At 72.1% G+C, this 26,827-nt stretch carries 17 protein-coding genes; 8 read left to right on the top strand and 9 right to left on the bottom strand.

The features are described from left to right. Nucleotides 1-23: 23 nt before the first annotated feature. Complete coding sequence (gene fumC / locus WMF17_RS45050; RefSeq protein WP_437647106.1) at nucleotides 24-1,424, bottom strand: class II fumarate hydratase; 1,401 nt, start codon at nucleotides 1,422-1,424, stop codon at nucleotides 24-26. A gap of 190 nt (nucleotides 1,425-1,614) precedes the next feature. Here fumC and WMF17_RS45045 point away from each other — a divergent pair, with 190 nt between their 5' ends. Beyond that, on the top strand, nucleotides 1,615-2,607 hold the full coding sequence (locus WMF17_RS45045) for a fatty acid desaturase family protein (RefSeq protein WP_437647104.1): 993 nt from the start codon (nucleotides 1,615-1,617) through the stop codon (nucleotides 2,605-2,607). A gap of 19 nt (nucleotides 2,608-2,626) precedes the next feature. On the opposite strand, the gene WMF17_RS45040 is transcribed toward WMF17_RS45045, so the two are convergent. After that, a complete protein-coding gene (locus tag WMF17_RS45040) occupies nucleotides 2,627-3,172 on the bottom strand; it encodes a hypothetical protein (protein ID WP_437599703.1) in 546 nt (181 codons plus the stop codon). Between the two features lie 614 nt (nucleotides 3,173-3,786). Between WMF17_RS45040 and WMF17_RS45035 the strand changes: the two genes are divergently transcribed. From WMF17_RS45035 to WMF17_RS45025, 3 genes are all read left to right on the top strand, one after another. Next, the gene (locus WMF17_RS45035) at nucleotides 3,787-7,800 is read left to right on the top strand and encodes an RHS repeat-associated core domain-containing protein (RefSeq protein WP_437647102.1); all 4,014 of its coding nucleotides are present in this window, start codon (nucleotides 3,787-3,789) and stop codon (nucleotides 7,798-7,800) included. An 8-nt stretch (nucleotides 7,801-7,808) separates the two neighbouring features. Next, nucleotides 7,809-10,244, top strand: a complete 2,436-nt coding sequence (locus WMF17_RS45030; protein WP_437647100.1) for a hypothetical protein — start codon at nucleotides 7,809-7,811, stop codon at nucleotides 10,242-10,244. 353 nt (nucleotides 10,245-10,597) lie between these two features. Next, complete coding sequence (locus WMF17_RS45025) at nucleotides 10,598-12,049, top strand: hypothetical protein (RefSeq protein WP_437647098.1); 1,452 nt, start codon at nucleotides 10,598-10,600, stop codon at nucleotides 12,047-12,049. A gap of 61 nt (nucleotides 12,050-12,110) precedes the next feature. On the opposite strand, the gene WMF17_RS45020 is transcribed toward WMF17_RS45025, so the two are convergent. After that, the gene (locus WMF17_RS45020) at nucleotides 12,111-12,401 is read right to left on the bottom strand and encodes a hypothetical protein (RefSeq protein WP_437599701.1); all 291 of its coding nucleotides are present in this window, start codon (nucleotides 12,399-12,401) and stop codon (nucleotides 12,111-12,113) included. A gap of 21 nt (nucleotides 12,402-12,422) precedes the next feature. Between WMF17_RS45020 and WMF17_RS45015 the strand changes: the two genes are divergently transcribed. Beyond that, entirely contained in the window at nucleotides 12,423-13,337 is a 915-nt protein-coding gene (locus WMF17_RS45015) for an NAD(P)H-binding protein (protein WP_437599700.1), read from the top strand. A 701-nt stretch (nucleotides 13,338-14,038) separates the two neighbouring features. Here the strand turns inward: WMF17_RS45015 and WMF17_RS45010 are convergent. From WMF17_RS45010 to WMF17_RS44990, 5 genes are all read right to left on the bottom strand, one after another. Continuing rightward, a complete protein-coding gene (locus WMF17_RS45010; RefSeq protein ID WP_437599699.1) occupies nucleotides 14,039-14,530 on the bottom strand; it encodes a hypothetical protein in 492 nt (163 codons plus the stop codon). Nucleotides 14,531-14,732: 202 nt separating this feature from the next. Continuing rightward, nucleotides 14,733-15,779, bottom strand: a complete 1,047-nt coding sequence (locus WMF17_RS45005; protein WP_437647096.1) for a formylglycine-generating enzyme family protein — start codon at nucleotides 15,777-15,779, stop codon at nucleotides 14,733-14,735. A gap of 56 nt (nucleotides 15,780-15,835) precedes the next feature. Further along, nucleotides 15,836-17,914, bottom strand: a complete 2,079-nt coding sequence (locus tag WMF17_RS45000) for a M20/M25/M40 family metallo-hydrolase (RefSeq protein WP_437647094.1) — start codon at nucleotides 17,912-17,914, stop codon at nucleotides 15,836-15,838. Continuing rightward, on the bottom strand, nucleotides 17,908-18,321 hold the full coding sequence (locus tag WMF17_RS44995) for a hypothetical protein (RefSeq protein ID WP_437599696.1): 414 nt from the start codon (nucleotides 18,319-18,321) through the stop codon (nucleotides 17,908-17,910). The genes WMF17_RS45000 and WMF17_RS44995 overlap by 7 nt, the downstream gene beginning before the upstream one ends. Nucleotides 18,322-18,561: 240 nt before the next feature. Then, entirely contained in the window at nucleotides 18,562-21,255 is a 2,694-nt protein-coding gene (locus WMF17_RS44990) for a HEAT repeat domain-containing protein (RefSeq protein WP_437647092.1), read from the bottom strand. A gap of 281 nt (nucleotides 21,256-21,536) precedes the next feature. Here WMF17_RS44990 and WMF17_RS44985 point away from each other — a divergent pair, with 281 nt between their 5' ends. Genes WMF17_RS44985 through WMF17_RS44975 form a run of 3 tightly spaced genes read left to right on the top strand, consistent with a single transcriptional unit; the run spans nucleotide 21,537 to nucleotide 24,114 of the window. Beyond that, nucleotides 21,537-22,031, top strand: a complete 495-nt coding sequence (locus tag WMF17_RS44985; protein ID WP_437599694.1) for a TlpA family protein disulfide reductase — start codon at nucleotides 21,537-21,539, stop codon at nucleotides 22,029-22,031. A gap of 10 nt (nucleotides 22,032-22,041) precedes the next feature. Continuing rightward, nucleotides 22,042-23,190 carry an SUMF1/EgtB/PvdO family nonheme iron enzyme gene (locus WMF17_RS44980; protein WP_437647090.1) on the top strand — a complete coding sequence of 383 codons (1,149 nt, stop codon included), beginning with the start codon at nucleotides 22,042-22,044 and terminating at the stop codon, nucleotides 23,188-23,190. Between the two features lie 57 nt (nucleotides 23,191-23,247). Beyond that, nucleotides 23,248-24,114 (top strand): helix-turn-helix domain-containing protein, encoded by an 867-nt coding sequence (locus WMF17_RS44975; RefSeq protein ID WP_437647088.1) that lies wholly within the window; start codon nucleotides 23,248-23,250, stop codon nucleotides 24,112-24,114. Nucleotides 24,115-24,186: 72 nt separating this feature from the next. Here WMF17_RS44975 and WMF17_RS44970 read toward each other — a convergent pair whose 3' ends face one another. Further along, nucleotides 24,187-26,709 (bottom strand): HEAT repeat domain-containing protein, encoded by a 2,523-nt coding sequence (locus WMF17_RS44970; protein WP_437647086.1) that lies wholly within the window; start codon nucleotides 26,707-26,709, stop codon nucleotides 24,187-24,189. Nucleotides 26,710-26,827 lie beyond the last annotated feature (118 nt).

Here is a 26,827-nt window from a genome sequence, read left to right as displayed (position 1 = left end):
AGCGCGGTCGTCCCGCGCCACGATCATCCCTTGTCCGCCGACGGGCCGATCATGCGCTCCGGCCTCACGACCTCGTCGAACGTCCGCGCGTCGAGGAGCCCGAGCGCGAGCGCCGCCTCGCGGAGGGTGCTCCCTTCCGCGTGCGCCTTCTTGGCGATCTTCGCGGCGCTGTCGTAGCCCACGTGCGGGTTCAGCGCGGTCACGAGCATCAGGCTCTCGCGGACGTTGCGCGCGATCCGCTCGCGGTTCGGCTCGATGCCGCGCGCGCAGTGCTCGTCGAACGACGCGCAGCCGTCGGCGAGCAGCCGGATCGACTGCAGCACGTTGTGGATGATGAGCGGCTTGTACACGTTGAGCTCGAAGTTGCCGCTCGCCCCGCCGACGCCGACCGCGACGTCGTTGCCGAGCACCTGCGCGCACAGCATCGTCATCGCCTCGGCCTGGGTGGGGTTCACCTTGCCCGGCATGATCGAGCTGCCCGGCTCGTTCTCGGGGATCGTGATCTCGCCGATCCCGCAGCGCGGCCCGCTCGCGAGCCAGCGGATGTCGTTCGCGATCTTGTTCAGGCTGCAGGCGAGCGTCTTCAGGGCGCCGTGCGCCGCGACGAGGGCGTCGTGCGACGCGAGCGCCTGGAACTTGTTCGGCGCGGTGACGAAGGGCGCCCCGGTGAGCTCGGCGATCTTGGCGGCCACCCGCGCCGGGAACTCCGGGTGGGCGTTGAGCCCCGTCCCGACCGCCGTGCCCCCGAGCGCGAGCTCGTGGAGCGGCGGGAGCGCCCGCTCGATCGCGGCGACGCCGGCGTCGAGCTGCGCCACGTAGCCGGAGAACTCCTGTCCGAGCGTGAGCGGGGTCGCGTCCTGCAGGTGCGTGCGGCCGATCTTGACGATCTCGGCGAACGCCGCGCTCTTCTGGGCCAGGGTGTCGCGGAGCCGCCGGACCTCCGGGAGCAGGCGGCGCTCGATCTGGAGCGCGGCGACGACGTGCATGGCCGTCGGGAACACGTCGTTCGAGCTCTGCGACCGGTTCACGTCGTCGTTCGGGTGAACGGGCGACTTCGAGCCCATCACGCCGCCGCTCAGCTCGATCGCGCGGTTCCCGATGACCTCGTTCACGTTCATGTTGGTCTGGGTGCCGCTCCCCGTCTGCCAGACGACGAGCGGGAAATGGTCGTCGAGCTTCCCCTCGATCACCTCGTCGGCCGCCGCGGCGATGAGCCCGCACCTGTCGGCCGGCAGGAGCCCGAGGTCGCGGTTGACGAGCGCGGCCGCCTTCTTGACCGTCGCGAGCGCGGCGATCATCTCCCGCGGGAAGCGCTCGCCGCCGATCCGGAAGTTCTCGAGGGAGCGCTGCGTCTGCGCCCCCCAGTAGCGGTCGGCTTGCACCTCGATCGGCCCGAAGCTGTCCTTTTCGATGCGAGTCCCCATCGCCGCGTCTTAGCGGCAGTGAACGCGCCCCTCAAGCGGCGCGAAGCCCGGTCGACGGCGCCTGCGTGCCCCTGCGTAAAAGCCTTCGCGCCCCGGGGTAAAAAGCGGGCGTGCTCTTGTTTTCTCGCCCTTTTTTTGCGAAGTTCCGGGCCGCGCAAGCGCGAGAAACACGGAGATCAGCATGGCCGGCATGGATACGGTACCGCGGGAGCTGCTGCAGGCTGCCTACAAGCGCAACCCGATTCACCTGCTCAAGATACCGCTTCATTTCGGCATCTGGGCCGCGCTGACGTGGGTGCTGTACGCGACGCAGCACCACGCGCTCGCCATCCCGATCGGGGTCGCCTGCTCGTGGTTGATCGCCAACCTCGTCCGCGGCCTCGGCGCCGTGGCGCACGACGCCGTCCACGGCAGCTGCTCGCGCTCGAAGCTCACCTCGTACCTCATCGCCCTGCTCTGCTGGGCGCCGACCGGCATGAGCGTGACGCTGTACACGAACTACCACCTTCATCATCACAAGATCGCGAACACGTACCCTGACGTCGACAACTTCGTCGTCACGGACTACACGCGGAACCCCGTCCTCGCGAAGCTCCTGCTCCTCGCGGTCTACACGTTCGCCTACCCGCTCTACTTCCTCGGCTGCATGGCGCGGTACGTGAAGCGGCTGTCGTCGCTCCAGCGCGTCAGGATGAACCTGGAGCTCCTCGGCTTCTACGGCCTCATGGCCTTCTTCTTCTGGGTCATGCCGTGGCAGGTGTTCTTCTTCTTCTACGTCCTGCCGTTCGTCTTCGGCGCGATCCTCGCCAGCGCGACCTCGATGATCGAGCACTACGAGATGCTCCCGGGGGAGGACGCGTACAGCTCTCGCACCTACGGGACCCGGGCGCACGTCACGAATTTCCTCTGGAACAACGTCACGTACCACAACGAGCACCACAAGTTCCCGGGGATCCCGTTCTACAACCTGCGCAGCTTCCACGTGGCGGCGTATCCCCACTACGATGAGCGGGTGAAGTCCGCCTGCCACCCGTCGATCGTCGGCATCGCCTTCGCGCTGTACGGCCGTATCCTGAGGCTCGATATCGCGAAGCTCGACGAGCGGTACCGCGACATCAACAAGGACGCCGAGCGGCAGAAGATGATGGCGCTGAACGGGATCCAGCCCGGCGTGACCGCCTGAGCCGGGCTCGGAGCGGCTCTCAGTCCGCGGCGAAGCAGTAGAACCGGCCGGCGCCGCCCACCGCCACGAGCTGCTGCTGGCTGCAGCCGGCGGGAGCGTGCACGGAGTTCCACGAGTTGTAGGGGGGTGCGCCGTTCATGCCCGGACCGAGGCCGTCGGCGTGCCCCACCTGCGGCCCGGGCGTGGCGGTGGACGACGTCCAGTCGTTGCACGTGTCGGCCAGGGCCGTGCCGTCCGCTGCCGAGCCGGTGAGCACGTCGTGCTCGTTGGGCGTGGGAGAGCCCGCCCACTGACCATTGATGGGCTTGCCCTGATGATCGACGAAGAGGTCCACGTTGCCCCCGGGCAGCGCGTGCAGCTCCGCGAGCGTGGCGGCCACCGTGACGCCCTTGGCGTTGACCCAGGGCCCCTGCCCGATGCGATCACGAGCATCCTCCGTGCTCGTGCTCAGGTACGCGCGCCACGTGCGGCTGCCGGCGCCCACCTCGGCTGCCAGCGCCTGGCAAGTCGCGTCCGCGCCGGCGATCCCTCCCAGATCACCCCCGCTGTCGCTCGGGGTGGACACGAAGAAGCCCAGCGCTGTGCCGCCCGGGTCCCCGCCGGACCCGGCATCGGGCCCGCCTGCTGACCCGGTGCCGCCCTCGCCTGCGCCACCCGATCCGCCCGTCGCACCAGCCCCGCCTCCTCCGACGCCCGAGCTCCCCGACGCGCCGCTGCCCCCGGCACCGCTGGTCGAAGCGCCGCTGGTCGAAGCGCTGCTGCTGGCCGGGTCCCCGTTCGTACCGCTCGAACCGGATTCATCCGAACATGCCGCAAAGGTCGCGAGGAAGGCAGCGGAGAGGACGAAGTAGAACTTGTGCACTGGATAGCTCCTAAGTGGGCGCATGGTGGCACCATACCGACAGCTGGCCCCTCTCCGCAACCCTCGGGATCTCGCCGTCCTGGCGCTCGCCGTGCGAGCACAAATATCGTGAGGGTGCAATCGTTGGCGCGATAGGTAGCGCAATGGATGGCGCAGCTGGATAGCGCGACAGACCTTGCGACTGCCCCATCGGGTCGACGTGCGCTTCTGTGCGGCCGTGGCCGGAAGACGCGCCTTTCAGGTGCTGCGCTCCCCCTGTTACGCTCGGTCCCATGGCGCGCACGGCCCCCGTCCCGAATATCCCCGCAATCCCCGGCATGAACCCAGGCGTATTCGTCATGGGCGGCGGCGGCGAGAGCGGCGGCGGCAACGGCAAGGGCGGCAAGGGGAGCGGCAAGGACCAGGGCGCCAACGGCTCCGACGGGGGCAACGGCGCCGGTGGAGGGGGAAAATCGGCCTGCGGCGGCGCGGGCGGCGACGGCTCCGGCTGCCCGAACCACCACGGGTCGAAGAAGAGCGGGAAGGTATCGAAGGGCGACCCGGTCGACGTCGCCACCGGCCGCGTGTTCACCGATCCCGTGGTCGACCTCGAGCTGCTCGGCCCTCTCGGCTTGCGATTCGTGCGCCGCTACAGCACGAGCGCCCATGAGCGCGACGTCGGCCTCGGTTTCGGCTGGGTGCACTCGTTCGCGTGGGCCGTCGAGGTGCGGCGTCGGACCACCGTGCTGTGGACCGACACGGGCGCGGAGCTCTCGTTCGACGCCATCGCCGAAGGAGACGCGGGCCTCGGCCCCGACGGCTGGGTCCTGACCCGCGACGCCAGCGGGTTCGTCCTCGACGACGCCGCCGGCACGTTCTACCTGTTCTCCGAGCACGCCGGCTCGATCTACCGCCTCTCCGCCGTGCGCGACGCCCATGGCAACACGACGCGGCTCGCCTACCGCGACGGACGCATCGAGTCGATCGCCGATGCCGCCGGCCGCGTCGCGCGCGTTCGGCGCACGCCCGCCGGCCGCATCGCCGCGCTCGATATCAAGAATGCGCCCGAGCAAGGCAGGTGGGTGACCCTGCGGAGCTACACCTATGACGAGCGCGGCGTCCTTGTCGCCGATACGGACGCAGAGGGCTGCGTCACCCGGTACACCTACGAAGATCACCGGCTGACCTCGCGCACGGATCCCGAGGATCTCACCTTCCATTTCCGGTACGACGAGCGCGGCCGCTGCGTCGAGACCTGGGGAGTCCACCCCGATCCCGGGCGCCTCGGCCTCGCCGAAGGCGTGCCCGATACGCTCGCCGACGGCACGAAGGCCCGGGGGATCTACCACTGCAAGCTCCTCTACGGCGACGACGGGTACTCGGAGGTGGCGGACTCGATCACCGTGCACCGCTACTTCGCCAACGAGTTCGGCAAGCTCGACAAGGCCGTGTCCGGCGGAGCCGTCTACAGTCGCACCTACGACGAGAACGGCAATCTCCGCTCGTTCACCGACCCGCTGGGCGCCACCACGGCCTGGGTCCGCGACGCCCGCGGCCGTACGCTCCGCGTGAGCGATCCGCTGGGCCGCACCACCGTCATCGAGCGCGAGCCGGGCGGCCATATCCGTCGCGTCACCGACCCGGCCGGCGGCATCACGGAGGTCACGCGCACCGCGGGCGTCCTGTACTGGACCGATCCGATCGGCGCGACCTTCGAGGTCCGCGTCGAGGCGCGCGGGCTCATCACGGAGACCGTCGCGCCGAACGGCGCGCGCACGCGCTTCCTCCACGACGCGCACGGCAACGTGATCCAGAAGATCGACGGGACAGGCGCCGTCACCGAGCACGTCTACGACTACTGGGGACGTTGCCTCTCGGTGCGCGACGCGCTCGGGCAGATCACGTCGTACGCCTACAACGATCGGGGCGATCGCGTCGCCGTGCGCCACCCGGACGGGGGCGTGACCCGCTATGTCCACGACCGCAACGGGGACGTCGTGCGCGTCGACCACCCGGACGGCACATCGACGCGCTTCGATCGGGGAGGCTTGCACAAGGTCTGCGCGATCCGCCGCCCGAACGGTGAGGTGAACCGGCTCGGCTACGATCGCGAGGGTCGCCTCGTGCGGGCCGAGAACGCGCGGGGAGACGCCTACCTCATGCGCTACGACACAGCGGGCCGCATGGTGTACGAGCGGACGTTCGCCGGGCTGGAGAAGCACTACCGGCACGACATGGCCGGACAGCTCACCATGGAGCGGACCGGCGCGGGCGAGATCACGGAGTTCGTCTACGACGCGGCCGGCCAGCTCGTCCAGCGCACCCTGCCGGACGGCGCCACGGAGTCGTTCGAGTACGATCATTGCGGCCAGCTGATCGCCGCCGTCACGCCCGCCGGGGAGCTCACGTTCACGCGCAACGCCGTGGGCTGGGTCGTGGAGGAGCGGCAGATCGCGTCGGGGGAAGCGTTCTTCGTGCGGCGGACGTACGATCTCATGGGCAACGTGGTGCAGCGGACGACGTCGCTCGGCCACTCGGTCGCCTTCGCGCGGGACGCCTGCGGCCGGGCCACGCAGGTGGTCCTGGACGGGCGCGTCACGGTTGGCGTCGCGCACGACGCGCTCGGGCGCGAGATCGCCCGCGCGCTGCCGGACGGAGGGCGCATCCAGGTCGTCTACGACGCGCTCGGCCGCATGGCTCAGCGCTGGGTGGGCCACCCCGGGCAAGCCAGCGCGGGCGCCGGCCGGCCCGAGTGGGTCGGCCCTCGCCCGCCGGGAACGACGGTGTACCAGGCGTTCCGCTACGGGCCGTGCTCGGAGCTCGCCGAGTCGTGGGACGACGCGCTCGGCCGGAGGCTGTTCGAGCACGACCCCGCGGGGCAGCTCCTGGGGATCCGCGACGAGCGGGGCCGGGGGCAGCGCTTTGCTTACGACGCCGGGGGCAACCTGCACGAGCCGGACGGCGAGCAGCGCGCTTACGGCGCCGGGAACCGCCTGGTGCAGAAGGGCGGCACCACGTACGCATGGGACGAGTCGGGCAGGCTCACGAGCGCGCGCGACGCGGAGGGCCGGCTGACCCGCTACACCTGGGACGCCCTCGGGCTGCTCGCCGCGGTCGAGAGGCCCGACGGGAAGGTGATCGAGCTCAGCTACGATCCGTTCGCGCGGCGCGTCGGGAAGCGCACGTTCGAGCGAGCGCCCGACGGGAAGCGGCGCGAGCTGTCGAGCGTGCGCTTCGTGTGGGACGGCGGCGTGCTGGTCCACGAGATCAAGCGCGTGGCGCAGGTCTCGGGCGATCCCGTCGTGGAGGAGCGCACGTACTGCTTCGAGGAGGCCCGGTACGCCCCGTGGGCCCACCGCGACACGCGCGTGGCGGGCGGACGGCGCGAGGAGAGCCCGTGGTTCCACTACCTCAACGACGACGTGGGCGCGCCGGAGCGCCTGGTCGGTCCAGCGGGCGAGGTGGTGTGCGAGCTCGACCGATCCGCGTTCGGCGCGAAGGTGAAGGAGGGCGGGCGAACCACGACGCCGCTCCGCTTCCCGGGCCAGTACGAGGACGAGGAGACGGGGCTCGTCTACAACCGCTACCGCTACTTCGATCCCGCAATGGGCCGGTACCTGAGCGCGGACCCGGCGGGGCTCGACGGCGGGTTCAACGGCTTCGATTACGCCGGCAACGCGCCGACACGCTTCGTCGATCCCAGCGGCCTGATGCCGTTCTCGACCGTCCGGAACGCGGCCGGGAACAACCCTGGGGGCAAGGATTTTACCGATCCGAAGAACCGCCGCGGGGTGCCGGCTGACATCGAGGGCAAGAGCCAGGGAGAGCGCGGCGGGCCGAAGGCAGAGGCTCAGCGCGAGAGGTACAAGGACCCTGCGATCACCGAGGCCGTCAAGAACGCGCAGAAGGCGCGCAATCCGAATCAGACCGCGACGGGGGACACAACGTGCTCGGAAGTGGACGCGCTGCACAAGATGGCGAGCCAGATCCGCTCCGAAGGGGACGCACAGCGAACAGCGCAGGGGAAGCGGGAAATGACCAACGAGGAGGTGCGCGCCGAGCTTCAGAAGCGCTTCAGGAACGGCGCAACGATCGAGACCACGAACAAGACCGGCGAGGGCATGGCGCCATGCCCCATGTGCGCGCAGATCTTCCGCGAGCTCGGCCTCCACCCAGCCAACATCGGGGACGATGCAAAGGGCGGTGTGATCGGCCCGAACGACGAGACGGAAACCAAGGTGAACAAGATGGGGCGGTGGGATGGGAACATCACGCAGAGCAGCCAGGATAGACACTCTCGACAACGGAACATTCGGACGACGCGCTCCACAACCCCCCCGTTCACCACCTGACGCACGCGATGACGAAACCCCGGCCCCGAATCCCCGCCCCCGCTTCCATCGAGCGCGCCTGCCGCTGCGCCTGGGACGAGGCGTTGCGCGCCACGCTCGACCCCACAGAGCAACGCGCGCTGGCAGCGCTCGGCCGGTGGCTCGAGGAGCCAGACCGGCCCTATGCAATCTTGCACGGCCCGCGCCCGAGCCGGCGCGCGGTCGTGGCCGCCCACCTGGTCCGTGCACAGCACGAAGGAGTCGCCTACGGTGCGCAGCTCGTGCCGATCGGGCCTGTTCTCAAGCTCGAGCGTGACATCCTCGCGTTGCTCACCTCGCGGCTACTCGCCGGTTGCGGTGGCGGTCCTCCCCGGCTGCTGCGCTCGCGAATCGCAGAAGAGCACCTGCGCGAGGGGCCGCCCGAGGCCGAGCCGCCGCTGCTGCTCGCGATCACCGACGTGGAGGAGGCGGAGCCGCTCGTCTCCTGGCCGGCGCTTTTTGCCGCCGTGGGTCCCCGCGTCAAGGTGCTCGCCACCGTCGAGGGCGACGACGCCGCGGCCCGCGCGTGGATCCAGCGCCTCGGCTTCGATCCGGCGCGCACGCCGATCCATCCGCTGCCAGCGCGGCCCTGGCCTGCGCCGGGCGATCCCGCTGAGCTCCTCGCGACCGCGGGCGCCGCATCAGCCAAGCTCCTCGGCCTGCTCTCCGTCGCCTACGGCCGGCTTCGTGAGGACGAGATCACGACCGCCCTCGGGGTCCCGATCGAGGATGCCCTCGCCGGGATCGAGCCGCTCCTCACGGCCATCGATGGCACCTTCGCGTTCCGCTCGAACGCGGCCCGGCGCGAGGTGGAGAAGCACCTCGACCGCGGCGCGCGGGACGCGTTGATCCGCCGCCTGCTGTCGCTCCCGCCGGACGGCTATCCGTGCGCCTACGTGCGCGCCCACCTGGAGCAGGCCGCCGCGCCGCTCCAGGCATTCGCCGCGCTGGTCACCGAGGAGCACCTCGCCCGCTGGATGGCTCGGCCCGAGGCCTATCTCGGCTTCGTCGCCGACCTCGAGCGCGTGCGCCGCCGCGCCGTCGAGGCGCTTCCAATGGGTCACGAGGCAACGGCCCTCGCGGTGCGCGCGGCCCTTGTCGAGGCGAGCATCAACTGGTGCGCCCGCCGCGAGGACGACGATGCTCCCGTCGGCGTCGAGCCCATCGTTCGGGAGAAGCGGCTCGCCGACGAGCGAGATCAGGCCAGGGCGCTCACCGCGCTCGGCGCGGCGATGACAGCCGGCCCGGCGCGCGCCGAGGTGCTCGAATGGGCCACGGACGCTGCACGGCGCACCCCGGAGGCCGATTTCCGCGGGGATGTCCTCCTGAGCCTCGCCGAAATCGTCGGGGGCGAGAGGGGATACGCGTTCGCGCGGGAAGCGCTCGCCACGTTTCGGACCACGGAGAGCGCGGAGGCTCGAGCGCACCAGATGCTCTTCGTGGCGAAGTGGTTGCCTCCAGAGGAAGGGATCGCCGTCGTGCGCGAGGCGCTCGCCCTCCTCCGTGACGGCGGCGGAGATCCTGGCGATCTCGACCTGTTCGCCGACCGCTACCCGCGTGCGGTCGCCGAGGCGCTCTGGCCCGACGCGGAGGCGCTGCCTGGGCCCGCGCGGGCGCGAGCGCTCGCCGCGCTCGCGCGGGGCCTCGGCGATCCCGAGCGCGTGTGCGCCGCCTTCGCCGCGGTGGAGCAGCACGTCAATCCGTACGACCTGCTGATGCAACGGACTCTCGCGCAACTCGTGCCGGTCCTCGACGCCCCGGAGGCCCGCCGCGCCGCGGCGCTCGCGCCCCAGTTCGGCGAGCGGGCCACCGAGCTCTTCGAGGACCTGATCCCGCGCCTCATCGCGCTGGGCGATCCCGCCGAGGACCTGCTCGAGGCACTGCCAATCGAGGCGCGCGTGCGTGCGCTGGCCCGGAGCCTCCCCTTCGCCGCGGAGCCGGCGCGGCTGCGGGCGCGGATCGCCGAGGCCATTCAGAACGCCGAGCCGCGCGAGCGCGGCTGGATGCTGTTCGACGTCTGCCCCTGGTTCGCGGCGACGGGCCACAGCGACGCGCTGCTCGCCGCGGTCGCGCCGCTCAGCGACGGTAGCCGCCTCACCGCCTTCCGCATCCTGGCGCGCCACGATCCCGCGCGCGCGCCCGAGCTGGTGCGTCAGGCCCTCCCCCTGGCCCTGCGTTTCGGCGCCGACGAGCCGGAGTGCCTGCTCGAACTGGTCCCGCTGGCCCGCCATTTCCCGCCCGAGGGCGCCGCCGCGGCGTTCGGCCTCCTGCTCGACGCGCTCGCCGGCGAATACCGCGGTGCCGCGCTCGCAGGCGACGGCGTGACCCTCGTGCGGCTCGCTCCGCTCATCGCGGCGCTCGCGGGCGACGACGGCCTGGCCGGAGCAGCGCGCGAGGTCGTGCAGGTCGCGGTGTGGTTCCCCTGAGCGCCGGTGGTACCTCGGGATACTTGATCTGCCGCACCCGCCCGAGCTCATCGTAGCTCGTGTCCACCCGGTGCTTCACAACGAGCACCACAAGCTCCCGGGGATCCCGTTCTACAACCTGCGCAGCTTCCACGTGGCGGCGTATCCCGACGACGCAGCGCCTTGCCCGGCGCCCCCGCCTCGGCGCAGATCGCCAGAAGCCTGCGCGCTCGTACGACTTGGACGGCATCAAGGGCTATCGTGCCGGCGTGGAGACCGAAGCCTCGGGCCGTTCACGAGCGCCACGATTCCGCTTGCCCCGAACTATGATGCTTCGTTAACCTTCCCGGCTGTTCCATGTGGGAGGGAAAGGCATGAGTCAGTCAAGAAGCCATCTCGTGCTCGTGCCCGGCTTTGCCGGCTTTGATATCCTGGGCTCGGTCATCTATTACTGCGGCGTCACCGAGGTCCTCCGGAAGACGGACACCGGGCCCTATCTGGGCCCGCTCTCTGTGCACTGCTTCCCGAACCTGCCCACGGCGAGCGTGGACACCCGCGCGCAGGGGCTCCTCCGCTGGCTCGCGGATCGGTTCAGGCAGGGGGTGTTCCACGAGAACGCCGGCCGTGGCCAGCGGGACAGCCTCCATCTCGTGGGCCACTCGACCGGCGGCAGGGATATCAAGACGCTCATGCTCCTGCTCCTCTCCGCGAGCGAGCGGCACGAGCGGCTCTACGGCGTCCCGGCGGAGAGCATCCTCGAGAGCATCTGCTCGATCCAGTTCCTCTCGACGCCGCACCGCGGGACGAACCTCGCCCACTATTTCCGTCGGAGGAGGCCGCTCGTCACGGGCGCGGCCGCGCTCCTCCACCTGTGGCTCCGCGCGGCTCGCCCGAGGGACGCGAGCGCCGTGGCCCGCCACATCAGGACGCTCCTGCGGACGCTCGGCTACTCGGACGGCATCTTCCGCGCCGCCCTCGACACGCTCGAACGCTTCCACGCCACGGAGTGCGACGGCCTCGCCAGGGCCGAGGCGCGCGGCGAGTACTACAACGTGCTCCGCTGGCTGCTGCACGTCGCAGAGGACGCCGACGTGTTCGGGGATCTCGATCCGCTGTCGTCTGCAGGCCAAGGCCAGCTCGCGGCGGGCCAGCCCGTGAGCGGCGTCGGCGCCTGGCCGCGCGATCTCGTGGGCTGCATCGAGAGCGCGAGACAGGCGGGGAGAGCCAGCCAGCTCGGGGCGGAGGTCGAGGAGGACCTGAGCAGGTACTACAAGCGGAGGGGCGTCGCGCTCCGGTCGATCGTCACCCGGGCGAAGCTCGATCCCGGCGGGGCATTCCTCGGCGCCTTTGGCATCTTTTACGGCATCACGGCCAACATCACGAATCCGGAGGTGGTGACGGCCCTCGGACCGCCCTGCGCCGTCCCCCGGCTCGATGACCCGACCCGGCTCGAGCCGCTCGCGCCGGCGATGAACGACGGGATCGTCAACTGTGTATCGATGGTCTATCCGGACGCGTCGCAGAGCTTCCTTGTCGACGCCGATCACGCCGACGTCATGGGCCACTATCGATTCATCAGCCCGGAGGACGGCGACGGGACCGACCCGAACTATGGCGGCTACGACCTCTTCCAGTCCCGATCCAGCTTCGATCAGAGCCAGTTCGACATGCTCTGGACGAGCATCTGGAGCTTCGCCATGGGGAGCGACAAGTGCGCAGGCGCGGCCCAGCGCAGGCCGGCCGCCTCGCCGGAGGCGCCCGCGGGAGCTCAGGCCGTGAGCCATTTCCGCGCCGAGCCGCCCGAATCCGAGGGCGGGGCGGAGTGACGCCGCCTCGGGGCGGGGGATGACACGCTCGTCCTGCCCGACAGGCGCCCTCGCCGCCCAATCAGAGGAACGGGAAGGCGTGCGCCGCGGCGGCCTTCGCGCCCGACGCGAGCGGCTCGCCGCGCGCGATCGCCGCGCGATCGAAATTCGGGTCGAGCAGCCGCTCGATGCTCTCCCGCACCGCCTTCGCGTCGCGAACCGCCCGGCGAGCTGGCGGCGTCGGCGTTAGGTCTGCGCACACGAGGAGGGCGACGCGCTCCGACGCGCCTGATCTCGCGGTCGCTGCCTCGCCGGGCCGGATCGCCAGCTTGCCGCGGAGAACGCGGTAGCTATGGATGCTTCCAGCGCTCACCGAGCGCTGGAGGGAGCGCTCATGTCCACGGCCGGTTCCATCCTCGTCACGGGCGCCGCGGGCCGCATCGGCGGCGTGGGTCGCACCATCGTGGAGCTGCTGCGCCGGCGCGATCTGCCGGTGCGAGCGCTCGTCCACCGCGAGGACGAGCGCGTCGCGCCGCTGCGAGCGACCGGCGCGGACATCGTCATCGGCGATCTCACCCGCGCCGCCGACGTCGCGCGCGCTCTCGAGGGCTGCCGGCGCATGTACTTCGGCATGAGCGTGTCCACGCGTTACCTGGAGGCGACGGTCCTCGCCGCGGCCGTCGCGCGGGCGCGCGGCGACCTCGAGGTGCTGGTGAACATCTCACAGATGACCGTCTCGCAGATGAGCCTGACCCATATGACGGACTCTGCCCAGCAGCGCCAGCACTGGCTCGCCGAGCAGGTGTTGAGCTGGTCAGGCCTGCCCGTCGTGGAGGTGAGGCCCACGGTCTTCCTCGAGAACCCCTTCTTCTCGACCTGGGCCGCCGAGTCGATCGCCGCGGACGCCACGATCCGGCTCCCCTTCGGGGCGGGGCGAACCTCGCCGATCGCCGCGCGCGACGTGGCAGAGGTCGTGGCCACCATCCTGGCGAGCCCCACGGCGCACGTCGGCAAGGTATACGAGCTGACCGGGCCGCGATCGCTGGACATGAAGGCCATGGCGGCAGAGTACGGAGATGCGCTCCATCGCACCGTCAACTATGTCGACGTCCCGTTCGAAGCGTGGCGCGATCAAGAGCTGCGGAGTCGGGGCTTGCCCGATCACCTCTTCGAGCACCTCGCGACCATGGCCCGCCTCCACGCCGACAATCGGTACGATCGCCTCACCCACGACGTCGAGGCGATCCTCGGGCGGCCCGCGTCGACCGTGCGCGATTTCGTCGCCCAGCGCCCCGATCTGTTCGCTTGATGGTTTCTCCCGCGAAACGGTGGAGCCGTCCGCCGCCGCGCCGCCCTGAGTCGTGCTCCCATTCCTTGGAGCTCCAGCTCCATCCCGCGCGAGTAGAACACGCGCCCCCCGACTGCGGCGCGCTGTACACGAACTCGACGGCGCGCGTCGCCGGGGCCGATGGATAACCGGTGTAGGAAGTACGCAAGCGCTGGCGAAGCCGTTCTGCGGGGGCCGCGTCTGTCCGGGGTTCCTGATGCGGAGCAGCTCGGATGCGGAGCAGCTGCTGCTCCGGCGGGACGGGGTCCGGTCGCAGGCAGGTAGCTGAGCTATCCCGCACAACCGGATCCGGTGCCGGAGGCAAGCTCGGCTGCCCTGGCACGACCGGATCCGATGCCGGAGGCAAGCTCGGCTGCCCCAGGGCGACCGGATCCGGTTGCCGCGAGGCTGCCAGCTGCCCTGGCACAACCGGATCCGGTTGCCGCGAGGCTGCCAGCTGCCCTGGCACGACCGGATCCGGTTGCCGCGAGGCTGCCAGCTGCCCTGGCACGACCGGATCCGGTTGCCGCGAGGCTGCCAGCTGCCCTGGCACAACCGGATCCGGTTGCCGCGAGGCTGCCAGCTGCCTCGGCGCGAGCCGATCCCTGGGATGGCGCGACAGGCGGCTCCTGCGGATCTCCGGTCGCCGCCGCGCACCTCGCGCGGCCGGCCTCAGCCGCTCCCTACTGCCCGCCGGGGACGCAGATCGCCGTCGCCGAGCCGGCGCCCATGCACGAGAAGCCCGCCGCACAGTCGGTGTTCGCGGCGCAGGGGAAGGCACACTTGCCCAGGGCCGTGTTGCACTTGTGTGTGCCGCAGACCATGTCGTTCGTACACGGGAGCGCGAGCGGGCTCGGCTGCGCCGTCGTCGTCGGGGCGGGCGCGCCCGGCTGCTGGTACTGCCCAGGCTGCTGATATTGCCCGGGCTGCTGGTACTGGCCGGGCTGCTGGTACTGCCCAGGCTGCTGGTACTGCCCAGGCTGCTGATATTGCCCGGGCTGCTGGTAGCCAGGCTGCTGGTAGCCAGGCTGCTGGTTGTAGGCGTTCTGCTGCTGGGTCGACGGATCCTCGGCCTCGCTGCCCCGGCACGCGGAGGACAGGAGCCCGAGGCCCCCGAGAGCAAGGACGACCGCCGCAGCCGAGCGCGCGCTGGTGAACCACATGGATCGCTTCATCAAGGTCTCCCGCAGATGCGGGGCTTTCCCCCGCGTAGGCAACGGGCCGGGTCGACCCGCCGCTGAGATCTGAGCCCTGGCCCCCCCGGAGGAGCAACCGCAGGCCCTTCGCCGGCGAGCGCCGCGCCGCGGGCCCGCTGGAGGCGAGCGTACCCCCGGTCGGCGGCCACGCGCCCCTCAAAATGAAGGCGCCACCGCGCGCTCACCGCGGAGCCGCATCCTTGCAGCAACGAAACCCTTGCTCGTACCCGTAATCCTCTTCCTTGTGGAACCCCACCGTCGGGCGACAGCGGCCGCGCATCGGGCCCCACCAGCCGCCCTTGAGCCCGCTCCGATCCGGCGACTTGCGGCCCGGCCGCACGACCCATTCGTTGATGTTGCCGTTGAGGTCGTAGGCGCCGAACGGCGACACGCACGCCGGCATCGAGCCGGCAGGGACGCGCTGATCGAGCCGCTCGAGCTCCGCCTTGCACTCGGGGTGCCGCATGCACCGCTCGTAGCGGTAGAGCGTCAGCTGGCGCTGGCGGAAGGGCCGGTCGATGTTGCACTTCGTCGCGTCGCGCGCGAACCCGTACGTGTACGGGAGCATCTCCTCGCCCTCGCAGGCGAAGTTGAACTCGTCCTCGGTGCAGAGGCGCTTGCCCGCGCCCTCGCACGCCTTGGCGGCCTCGCGCCACGAGACGAGCAGCGCGGGGAGCTCGCCCTTCTCGTTGGGCCACTCGTACCGGTCGACGCAGTAGCGCATCGGCGTGCGCTTCTTCGAGAGGCACGCGGTTGGCTGCTTGTACTCGAGGCAGCGCTCGCTGACGCTCGTCGAGCCCTCCGTCTCGCCGTAAGGGTTCGTCCGCCTCGCCTGGTCCTTCAGGAACTCCTTGTGGTGCTCCAGGCAGATCTGCTGGACCAGGGGGCAGTAGTCGCCGTCGACGAGGACCATGTCGTCCGGGCACCCCTCGGAGCTGCCAGGCAGCCCGGCGTCCGACGAGCCGCCGTCGGGCGGCGGCTCCGCTGTCGCGCCATCCGGGGCCGCCGCGGCGTCGGGCAGCTCCGTGGCGGCGTCGGGCAGCTCCGTGGCGGCGTCGGGCAGCTCCGCGGCGGCGCCGTCAGGTGGCGCAGGCTCGGCGTCCGCCGCTGCGCCGGCGCTCGCGGGGACCGCGGCGTCGGTCGGGGCGGGCTCGCGGCGATCGCAGGCGAGGAGCGCGGCCGCGAGGCCCCACAGCAAGGCGAGGCACCCCGCGCTGGGCCGGCGCACGGCCCAGCGCCGTCGACGAGGAGCAGCCGGCGGCGCGGCGCGACGGGGGCCCGGGCTCATCGGCCGGGGGCGGGGATGACCTTGAGCGGCACGCGGGTGCCGCCGCGATCCACCTCGATCTCGACCTCGCGGCCCGGCTCGAGATCGCCGAGCGCGAACATGAAGTCGTGGATGTTCGTGACCGCGTGGGCGCCGATGCGCACGATCACGTCCCCCGCCTGCATCCCGGCGCGGGAGGCCGGCGCGTCGGGCCGCACGCCCGTGAGCTTCACGCCGGGCCCCTGGTACACGTAGTCCGGCAGCGTGCCGAGCGACGCCCGGAAGCCGCCGCGCCCGCCGCGGTGAGGATCGGCGGGCGGATCGGTGAAGGCCATCCGCGCGTCGCGCTGCGACAGGGCGAGCGCCATCCGCGTCGCGAGCACCGCGCAGCGCGAGACGCCCGCGGCGTTGATCTTGTCCGCCGTGTCGCTCGGCCGGTGGTAGTCCTCGTGGGCGCCCGTGAACAGGAAGGCGACCGGGACGCGCGACGCGGTGAACGACGTGTGATCGCTCGCGCCGAACCCCTCGGCGCCGAACTCGAGCGCGAGGCCGAGCCCGCGGGCGGCGTCGTCCACGATCGGCTTCCAGTCGGGCGAGGTGCCGAGGCCGTCGACGAGGAGCTTGTCGTTCTGCATCCGGCCCACCATGTCCGCGTTGATCATGGCCACGACGGGCTTGATCCCCCCGAGCGGCGCCGGCGGGTGATCGACGAAGTGGCGCGAGCCGATGGTGCCGATCTCCTCGGCGCCGAACGCGATGAACAGCAGGTTGCGGTCCGGCCGCGCGGGGAGCGAGGCGAACCGCCGCGCCACCTCCAGGAGCATCGCGGTCCCCGAGGCGTTGTCGTCGGCGCCCGGGTGCACCGCGTGCACGCCGGGCGCGCGCGAGTGCGCGTTGCCCCCGTGACCGAGGTGATCGTAGTGCGCCCCGACGACGACGTACTCGCCGGCGTGAGGGGAGCCGTCCCGCGCCGGGAGCAGGCCGATCACGTTCGACGCCGGCGCCGTTCGCGGGGTGACCTGGGTCGTGATCTCGACGGTGATGCCGTCGAGCGGCTTCGGCGCAGGGGCCTTCGCGGCGGCCTGCTTCGCGGCCGCGGGCGTCGCGGCGGCCTGCTTCGCGGCCGCGGGCTTCGCCGGCGGCGCGAGCCCGGCCGTCGGGAAGAGCGCCCGGGCCGCGGAGCGCGTGATCATCACGGCCGGGATGCCCATGCTCGCGGCGTCGTCCGGCACCCGCGGGAGCTCGTCGCCCGCCGCGACAAGGATCACGCCGGCGGCCTTGTGCTCGCGGGCGGTGCGGAGCTTGTAGCGGACGCTGCCGAAGTCGCGGAGCGCGTCCGCCGGCCGCGGAGACGGCGCGTGATGCGGATCCGCGTGCGCGGCTGCGCCGTGCGGGCCCGCGTGCGCCGCGCCGGCCTGCGCGGTCCCCGCGTGCGCCGCGCCGGCCTTCGCGGGCCCCGCCGGCGCCGTCGCCTCCGCGCCGCCGCCCAGCGTGGGCACGCCGTCGAGCACGATCGCGATCTTCCCCTCGATGTCGCGGCCGCCGTAGTCGTCCCAGGAGAGCGCCGCCGCGGTCACGCCATGGCCCACGAGCACCGCGGCCCCCGTGACCGTGCCGCTCGCGCTCCCGTCGGCCGTGACCAGCTTGCCGGCCTCGACGCTCTGCTTCCGGCCCGCGCGCTGCACCGCGAGCGCCGCCGGCGCCACGTCGGCGCCCACCCGCGCGTCGAACACCTGCCGGTACGCCTTCGCGTCGCTCCCCTGCCCGCCCAGCGGCGAGATCTTGAGCTCGGCGAACCGGCGCGCGATGAAATCGGCCGCGAGCTCGGCCCCCGGCTCGCCCGTACCGCGCCCCGCGAGCTCGGGCGACGCGAGGTACGCGACGTCCGCCTTGATCCGCGCCTCCGCGGCGGGGTCGAGGTCGATCGAGGCCGGCGCCGAGGGCGCCACGGCGGCGGCCGACGGCGCGCTCGCCCCGCGGGGCGGCACGGCCGGCGGCGCGCAGGCCGCGAGCGCGGCGAGCAGGCCCGCGACGAAGCCGCAACGGAGCCCCACCGCGCGCGTCGGACGGGCCGAGGCGCGCTCGGCGCTCACCACGGCGCGGCCTTCTGCGCCGCGCGGACCAGCTCGAGCGCGCGGCGGCCGATGTACTCCTCCACGTCGGCGGGCGCGATGTGGCGGTCCTTCGCGAAGTCGAACTCGCGCGGCTTGCCGTCGCCGAAGGTCACCCGGACGATCGCGGAGTCGCGCAGGAGCTCCAGCGCCAGGCTGAACTCGCCGAACGCGATCCGGTGCTTGTCCGGCTCCTGCGAGAGCACGACGGGCTGCCCCTTCTCCTGCAGCTTTTCGTGCGCGAACTTCAGCGACTCGGCCCCATGCGACACGGCCGACTCCGCGGCCGCGAGCGCCTCGGCGACCCGCTTCTTGTGCCGCGCGAGCTCTTCCGCCTCGCGCTCCGCCTTCGATTTCACGGCTTCGATGAGCTCATCACGCCAGGTAGCCACGATGCACCTCGGCGCGAACACTCTTCCGAAACGTGCGTTTTGTCCAGCCCGACACGCGCCGGACACCCGGCGCTCCGGCCAGCCCGATGCGCGCTGGACATCGCCTCGGCCGCGCAGCCCGAACAAAAACAGGGAAGCCCGGGATCCCCGGGGAGGACGACCTCCCTCGAGAGCTCCCGGGCCTCCTGCCCCCGGATCGCGCGGCCGAGCGCGGCGCGGCCGCGCGCCGGGCTGCGCGCGCTACTGCACGCCGGCGCCCCCGGCCTTTGTGGCCGGGGCGAGCGCGCTCAGGTCCTCGGCCACGGTGGCCTTCGGGTTCATGAGCTCGTGGAACGCGCGCTTCGCGAGCGCGCCGGTCTCGCCCTGCTCGTGCCGCAGGGCCATGAGCACGCCCTTCTCCTTCATGAACTTGAGCGTCTCGATCGCGCCCTTCTTCTGCCCGCCGTCGCCGCTCTTGGCCGCCTGGTAGAGCCGGTAGCGCAGCACGACGCGGGTCTCGGAGTGCGGGCCGTTGTCGTACTTCAGGTTGTCGAACTGGGCCTGCAGCCGCTGCCGCGCCCACTCCTGCGGCGCCTCGGCGACCTTCACCCGCGTGATCGCCTCGGCGTTCGCGACGTACCGGTAGAGGTTGCCGCGCTTGAAGTCCTCGTCCGACCAGTAGCCGAACGCGCGGTAGTAGTGGTCCTTGAGGTCGTCGAGCGCCGCCTTGTCGAAGTCGGCGTACATCGCGACCGTCCGCGCCGCGGTGTCGCTCGTGCCGCCGAGGATGAGCGCGAGCGCCGCGGCGTTCCGGACCTCGACGTCCTTCAGCTTCTCGAAGAGCTGCCCCTGCACCGCCTCGTCGAAGCCGCCGATGCCGATGGCGCGCGCGATGGCCATGCGCACCCCGGGATCGACGTCGGCCACGAGCAGCGGGACGAGCTCGCCGGCCGCGCTCGGCACCGGGCGGAGCGCGAGCGACGACGCGTAGCAGGCGCCGATGAGCTGCTTGCGCGGCTCCTTCTGGCTCGCGAACTCCTTCGCCTTCTTCGCCACCTCGATCATCGCCTTGTCGTCGGCGCACCAGGCGAGCGCCTCGCACGCGGCCTGGCGGGCCTCCTCGTGCCACATCTCGTCCTCGATGAGCTTCGTCAGCGGCTCGACGGCGCGCGGGTCGCCCCACTCGGCGAGCCCCTGCGACGCGCCGTAGGCGACCGCGCGGAGCGCCATCCCCATCATCGCGAGCCCCGCGCCCTGGAGCCCGTCCTGGGTGATGTCCATCTTCGGGTCCTTCTTCCGGTTGAACTGATCGAGCAGCCGCGGGTAGGAGGGCTCGTCCTTCATGCGCCCGACGTACCGGAGCGCGCTCTGCGCGGTCTCGAACGCCGCCGGGAACGGCGGCTGCTGCCCCTCCTTGGGGAGCGGATCCGTCGGGAAGGCCCAGTCGCGCATGTCCTTCAGGATCTTCTCGGAGCGGATCGTGGCCAGGAAGCGCAGGCCGTTCGCGTGCGGCTGCGGGCGATCCTTGAGCCACAGGATGATCGGCGCCTCGGCTGCGGCCTTGAGCTCGGCGCTCTTGTCGGCGTGGACCGTGGCGAGGTCGGCGAGCATGCGGGCGCCGACGACGCGCGGCAGGTCGGTGCGCGACAGGTGCCCGCCCTCGTCCGCCTCCCAGAACTTCTCGAGCTTGTAGAGCTTGAGCGGGTCGGCCAGCATCCGCTCGCCGATGTACCTGGCGCCGCGGATGTCGCCGACCTCGGCGAGCCGCGTCCCCGCCTCGCCCTGCCAGTGCAGCGGCGGCTTCTTGGCCTCGATCCACTTCACGAGCGGATCGGCCGAGCGCGGATCGGCGAGCTCGCGCAGCATCTCCATGATCTGCTTCGTCTGGAACCAGGTCGTCTCCTCGGGGTCCGTCTTCACGCTCTCGAGGGCGAGGACGAGCCCCTCGCCGCCGATGCCGTCGCGCAGCGCCTCGAGGAAGCGCTGGCGGCTGTCCTTGTCGGCGTTCGACAGCGCCTCGAGGAGCGGGGCGCGCGCCGTCTCGTCGCCGATCCGCCCGAGGCCGTTCGCGGCCTCGCGCGCGACCTCGACGTCCTTGTCCTTCACGAGCGAGATCAGCGCGCTCGTCCACTTGGACTCGGCGTTGCGCGACAGGACCGTCGCGACGAGCTGCCGCACCGACGGGCTCTCGTCGGTCGCGAGCTTCGCGAGCTCCTCGAGCGACACGAGGCCGGCGAGCTTCTCGGGATCGAAGGCCATGCCGCCGCCGAGCCGCTCGACCTTCGAGAGGAACCCCTTCCGGTACTGGTCCATCGCGTCCTTGAACGCGGCCGGCTCCTTCAGCTCGATGAGGGACCAGACGATCTGGGGCCGGTCGCTCTCGTCGGCGGCCTTGAGCGCCTCGAGCAGCGCGGGCTTGGCGCTGTCGGCCTTGGGCGAGCCGTAGTAGGCGAGCACCTGCGCGGCGACGCCCTTCACGCGGTGGTCCGGGAGCGAGAGCGTCTTCGTCGCGAGCGTGATGCCCTCGGGGTCGCCGGCCCACGCGAGCTGCATGAGCGCCTCCTGCTGGAGCGACGGCTCGGCGTTCGAGGCGGCCCACGTGCGCCAGAGGGGCAGCTGGTCGTTCTTCGGCAGGACGAAGATGTTCTTCTTCTCCTTGGCGATGGCGTCGACCGTCATCCTCTGGCTCTCCTGCTTGACGCCGAACCAGATGGCGCCCGCGGCGCCGAGCGCGAGGAGGAGGCCGACCACGATCGACGCCGGGCTGAACCGGCCGCGCTTGAAGTTGCCGTCGTCCGCGAAGCCACCGCCGCCGGGCGCCGGCGGAGCTCCGGGCAGATCGCTGTCATCGGGGGGCCACTTGGCCGCCCATTTGACCGGAAGGAGCCCGGGCGGTGGGCGCCGTCCGCGCGGCCCCGTGGGATTTTCTCGTGAAAGATTCGGACGATCCAGCATGGTTCCTCCAGCGCGCGGGCGACGACGTGACCCGAACGGCGGTGGCAGCGCGCGGCGAGCCGCGCTGCGCTCCCGACCCCACCGGCGGCGGCGGCGGCGTCGCGCGGCGGGCCGCGCTGCGCCTCCGACCCCGGGCCGGGCACGAAGCGCCCGGCCGGTCGAGGCGCCGGACCGTACCAGAGGCGCTCGGGCGTAGGCCCAAAGATTTGCTATGAAGCCGAGGCCCCCGTATGGCCGAACCCGAGTTCAATTCCGGTAAGATTCTCTACCCTGCAGTCGCGGTGCTCATCGCCCTGAGCGCGCTCTTCGGCCTTGCGATCCTGCCGCGGCTGTCGCCCGGGGTCGGGGGCATGGTCGGCGCAGCGGCCCCCGACGTGACGCTGCCGGTCGCGGCCAACGGCGACCCCGGCGCGCGCATGCAGCTCGCCGAGCTCAAGGGCCAGCCGGTGATCCTCGATTTCTGGGCCACCTGGTGCGGGCCCTGCGCGGTCCAGGCGCCGATCCTCGACCGGATCGCGCGCCGGTACGAGAAGAGGGGGCTCGTGGTGCTCGGCGTCAACGTGGATGACCCGCCCCACGTGGCCAGCGAATACGCCCTCAAGAAGGGCCTCTCGTATCCGATCCTCATCGACGACGCGAAGGAAGCGTCGGTCCGTTACGGGGTGGACAAGCTGCCGAGCCTCGTGGTGATCGACCGGCAGGGGAACGTCGCGGCGTACCTGACCGGCGTCGTCGACGAGGCGAGCCTCTCCGAGATCGTCGCTGCGACCCTCTGACCTCGCCCACGTGACACAGCGCTCCCGTCCCCTGCGCCTCGCGCTCGCGGCGCTCGCCGCGGCCATGCCGGCCTGCTCCCGCGGCGACGCCGATCGCGGCCGCGGCGACGCCGCCGCGCCGCCCGCGGCGAGCCCCTCCGCACCCGCGGCGGGCCCCGCGGCCTCCGCTGGCCCTGCGGCCTCGGGCTCAGCCGGCGCGCCTCCCGCCGGCGCTCCTCCGGCGGACGGCGGCTCGGCGCCGCCGGCCGGGGATCCGATGGCGACGCACTACGAGGAGCGCGAGGATCTGGTGCGGCTCTTCTCGCTGAAGGAGCTCACGGCGCGCGAGCGCAGGCTCAAGAACCCCGAGCTCTTCCTGGAGAAGAACTTCGGCTCGGGCGGGCCGTCGCGCATCAACCAGGGCAACAGGGCGCTCGCGCGGCACACGCGCTCGAAGGAGCAGTGTCTCGAGGGGCTCCGCGGCGTCGTCCTCCAGACGGAGGAGCAGCGCGCGCGCTGCGGCGGCCACGAGAACATGGTGCCCGTCTTCAAGCACGCGCGCGGGAAGCCGAGGCCGGCCGAGTTCTGCATCGACATCTTCGAGTTCCCCAACAAGCCGTGCGAGCTGCCGATGGTGTGGGCGGGCCCGACGCAGGCGGCGGCCGTGTGCAGCCTGCAGGGCAAGCGCCTCTGCACCGAGGACGAGTGGAGCCTCGCGTGCCGCGGCGACCCGGAGGGCGGCCAGCCGAGGACGTACGCCTACGGCGACGAGCTCGATCTCACCGTCTGCCACACGCAGGCGCGGCAGCGCGACATCGACGGCAAGCCCTGCGACGCCGACACGGCGCGCTCCGCCTACGAGACCTGCGCGACCGACACCGAGCCGGCGGGCGCTCACCCGGCGTGCCGCTCCCGGTTCGGGGTCTTCGATCAGCACGGCAACGTGGCCGAGATCATGACCCGCCGCGACCGGGACGACGGCAAGCAGTACAGCCAGCTCAAGGGGAGCGCCTGGTTCTACGTCGAGGTCGCCCGCGCGCACGACGCGCCCCGGCCGAAGGGCCGGGAGACGTACCCCGACCACTGCTCCTACAGCCCACGCTGGCACGTGGAGCCGATGGAGAACGCGTGGCACGTGAATTACCACCTCGGGTTCAGGTGCTGTAAGACCGCCCGCTGACGTATCCGGGTCGCCGGTGCGCGGGGCGCGGAGGTCCCGTGTTACGCTTGCCCCTCGATGCAAGCGCTGGCTCAGCGTGCGCGGGTCACGGGAGGCACGTCCGGTGAGAGCCGCTGGGAGCTCGCGACCCGGCCCCCGGCGGCGCGGCTCCGCCCCTACATCCGCGACTACAGCGGCTACACGGAGGAGGCGCCCGGGCCGCTGCGGCGGGTCGAGTTCCCGGTGCCGCAGGTCGTCGTCATCATCGAGTTCGGACCGCCGATTCGCGTGTTCGACGCCGGGGCCGACGGCCGCCACGCCCTGTACCCGGGCGGCTTCGTCGCCGGGCTCGGCGACACCTTCACGCTGACCGAGCACGACGGGTTCCAGCGCGGGCTCCAGGTGAACCTCACGCCCATCGGGGCGCGGCTCTTCTTCGGCGTGCCGATGGCGGAGCTCACCGGGCGCGTGGTCTCGGCCCGCGATCTCCTGCCCAGAAAGCACGACCGCCTGGCGGAGCGCCTCGAGGAGCTCCCCACGTGGGACGAGCGCTTCGACCTGATCGAGCGCGCGCTCGGCGAGCGCGTCGACGAGGCGCGGCACGAGCTCGGCGTTGTGCCGTGGGCGGTGCGGCGGATCGAGGAGCGCGGGGGCGCGGTCGACATGCGGGCGCTCGCGCGCGAGCTCGGCTACAGCCAGAAGCACGTGATCGACCTGTTCCGCGAGAACGTCGGCGTCCCCCCCAAGCTCCTCGCCCGCCTCGTGCGCTTCGACCGGCTGGTGCAGCACCTCAAGGCGGGCGCCTCGGGGACCTGGGCGGAGCTCGCGCAGCGGTTCGGCTACTACGACCAGGCGCACCTCGCGCGCGACGTGAAGCAGTTCACCGGGACGACCCCGACCCGGGCCCGCGCCGCGCTGATCGACCTCACCGGCATGAGCCCCTGAGCCCTCGTCGCGGCGGCCTCGCGCGTCCAGCGGCCGCCCAGCCCTGACCGCACTTCATGCGGCCAGAACGAGCTAGTGCGAGCGGCAAATCCGCACTCCGAAATACGTGGGTCCCCACGCAACCGTGCCCGGTTCGAGCTCCGGCGGCGCCAGATCCGAGAACGCGACGTCCGCACACACGAGCCAGATCGACGGTGACCTCTCGGCCGTGAGCTGGCGCGCAACCGCAGAGATCTCGATCAGGTTGTGCATCGGAAACACGCCGGCCGCGAGCGGGGCCTCCTCCTGATCGAACGGCAGCCGCACCAGGTACACGTCCTTGACCCCCCACGGCACCTCCGAGCGCGCCACCTCCGCGCCGGCCGCGATAGCCCCGCCGCGTTCGTCGCTCGCAAGCCGCGCACAGAGCCACGCGATCACAGCGTCTTTTCGTGGGTCGACCTCCAAACGCAGCTCCGATCGCGATAGGACCGGAGCATCGTGAAGTCTGCCCTCCGTCGCGACCCGCGTCTCCTCCGCGAGCTCGACGAGCGCGACACCCCGGTCCGTGGGCGTGCGGCGGCGCAGGGCGGCAGCAGCGGCGGCGCGCACGCGCGCGTCGCTGTCGCGCAGGCGCGCCCGGGCGAGATCGACGGCGCTCGCGTCGTCGCCGAGGAGCTCCAGCGCTGCGGCGCGGAGCGCGGGGCTGGGATCGTCAATCCGGGCGATGACCGCGGCGCGGTGCTGACCCTGGGCCCAGAGGAGCCTCGCGGCCGGGAGCCTCAGCGCATCGAGCTCCTGGACGTCGTCCAGCATCCCGAGGAGGGTATCCACGGGCGCGTCCGTGGGTGCCAGCGACTCCAGCGCGACCCGGGTCACCTCGGCGGCGTAGTCGCCTCGCTCCACGAGGGCGCGCAGCCGGCCCGCCAGCTCCGGCCGGCCGGCGATCGCCCGCGCCGCCGCGAGCTGCGCTGGATCCCCGTCCATGTCCGAGGGCTCGTCCAGCGTGGCGGCGACCCGCTCCACGGAGCCCGCGTCTCGCGCGAGCGCCGTGATCGCCGCGGCGCGAACCGCGGCGGCGGGCTCGTCGAGGAGCTCCCGGATGCGCGGCGCCGCCGCCTCGTCCCCGGCCAGCGCCTCCGCCGCCGCGGCGCGCACGGCGCCGTCGCCGTCCCCGAGCCGTCGCAGGAGCACTTCCCGCGCTTCCGCCGTCCCGGCGACGGCCCTCACCGCAACCGCACGCCACCACGGGTCTGGATCGTCGAGCCGGCGCACGATCGCCTCATCCCGGGCGTCGCCGAGCGCGCTGGCCGCATCGGCCCGGACAAGCACGTCGGGGTCGTCGAGCAGCGCGCGCACCCCCGCGACCGAGGAGGGATCCCGGGCCAGGTCGCGCAGCCTGCGCCGCCGCTCCACGCGCCGGGCCGGACGGAGGCGCGTGCGCAGCAGCGGGAGCGACTCCGGCTCGTCGCGCAGCGCCTGCATCGCGGCTGGTCCAACCGGGGAGCGCGCATCGATGTGCCGCCGGAGCAGCGAAAGCGCCGGCGGGTATCGACCGAGGACCTCGATGGCGGCCCGGCGGACGTGGGGATCCGGATCTCCAAGGCAGGGCATGACGCTGTCGAACAGCGCATCCTGACGCGCGAGGCTGCTCACGGCGCGCGCCCGCACGAACGGCGCGGCGTCCTCGAGCAGGGCCCGACGCGCCGCGACGGACGCCGCGTCGTCCCGCAGAGCGGACGCGGCCACCCCGCGGAGCGTCGGGCTCGGATCGGACAGCAGCGCTCGAACCATCTCCTCCTCGCCGGCGCGCAGGGTCTCCACGATCGCCACGCGCACCGACGTGTGCTCGCTCGCGTCCGCGAGCCGGCCTGCCCTCACCTGCGCCGCCACCGCATCGAAGCCGAGCACGGACACCGCTGCCGCCCGGACGAGCGGCGACGGATCATGGGCCAGGTCGAGCAGCGCGCTCGCCGCCTCCGGATCGCGACGCAGCGCCCGCGCTGCCGACGCGCGAACCAGGGCGGCCTCGTGCGCGAGCAGGGCGCGCACATCGGGGCGCTGCTCCGGACGTGCCCACAGGTGCTCGAGCACGAGATCGCGGACATCACTCGCCAGCGCAGCGAGCCGACCCTTCACCTGCTCGACGACCGCCGGCTCTCTGACCAGCGCACGCACCAGTGCGCCCTCGAGCCGAGGTGCCTCCGGATCCACGCCAGGGTTCGGCAGCGGCGCCTCGAATGCCCGGCGCAGAGCGGGCGTGTACCTGGGATCGCCGGCGAGCAACGTCGCCGCCGCCGCGCGCACGCCGCACGACGGGTCACTCGCCAGGAGGTGCGCCGCGAGCGGTCGGGCCAGAGGATCCGCGCGCAGGCCGGCGACCGAGGCGGCACGCACCTCGTGCTGCGCCGCGATCACACCCTGGCGCAACACCGGCAGGTTGCTCGGCGCGAGCGCCACGGCGAGGAGGGCCGCCTCGCGGATCGCGACAGGCTCCGCGGCGAGCGCGAGCTCCCGCAGCCGCTCCTGAGAGGCCCAGTCGGCCCTGAGCGCGTGGATGGCCGCGACGCCGACCTCCGCGTCGGACCAGCCCGAGGTCTCCCAGACGGGAATCATGGCATCTGACATGGCGGTCCGCCTCGCCTCCGGTCAGCGAAAGCCGAGGTGGACGGCCGGCTGCAGAGCTGCGCCGGGGGACCGGCCTCGTGGACGTTCTCCGCCGTGTCGTAGCCGA

The organism is Sorangium sp. So ce362, from assembly GCF_051519845.1.
Lineage (GTDB): Bacteria > Myxococcota_A > Polyangia > Polyangiales > Polyangiaceae > Sorangium.
Note: the sequence above shows the minus strand (reverse complement) of the source record. Positions and strands in the feature narration are given on the sequence as shown.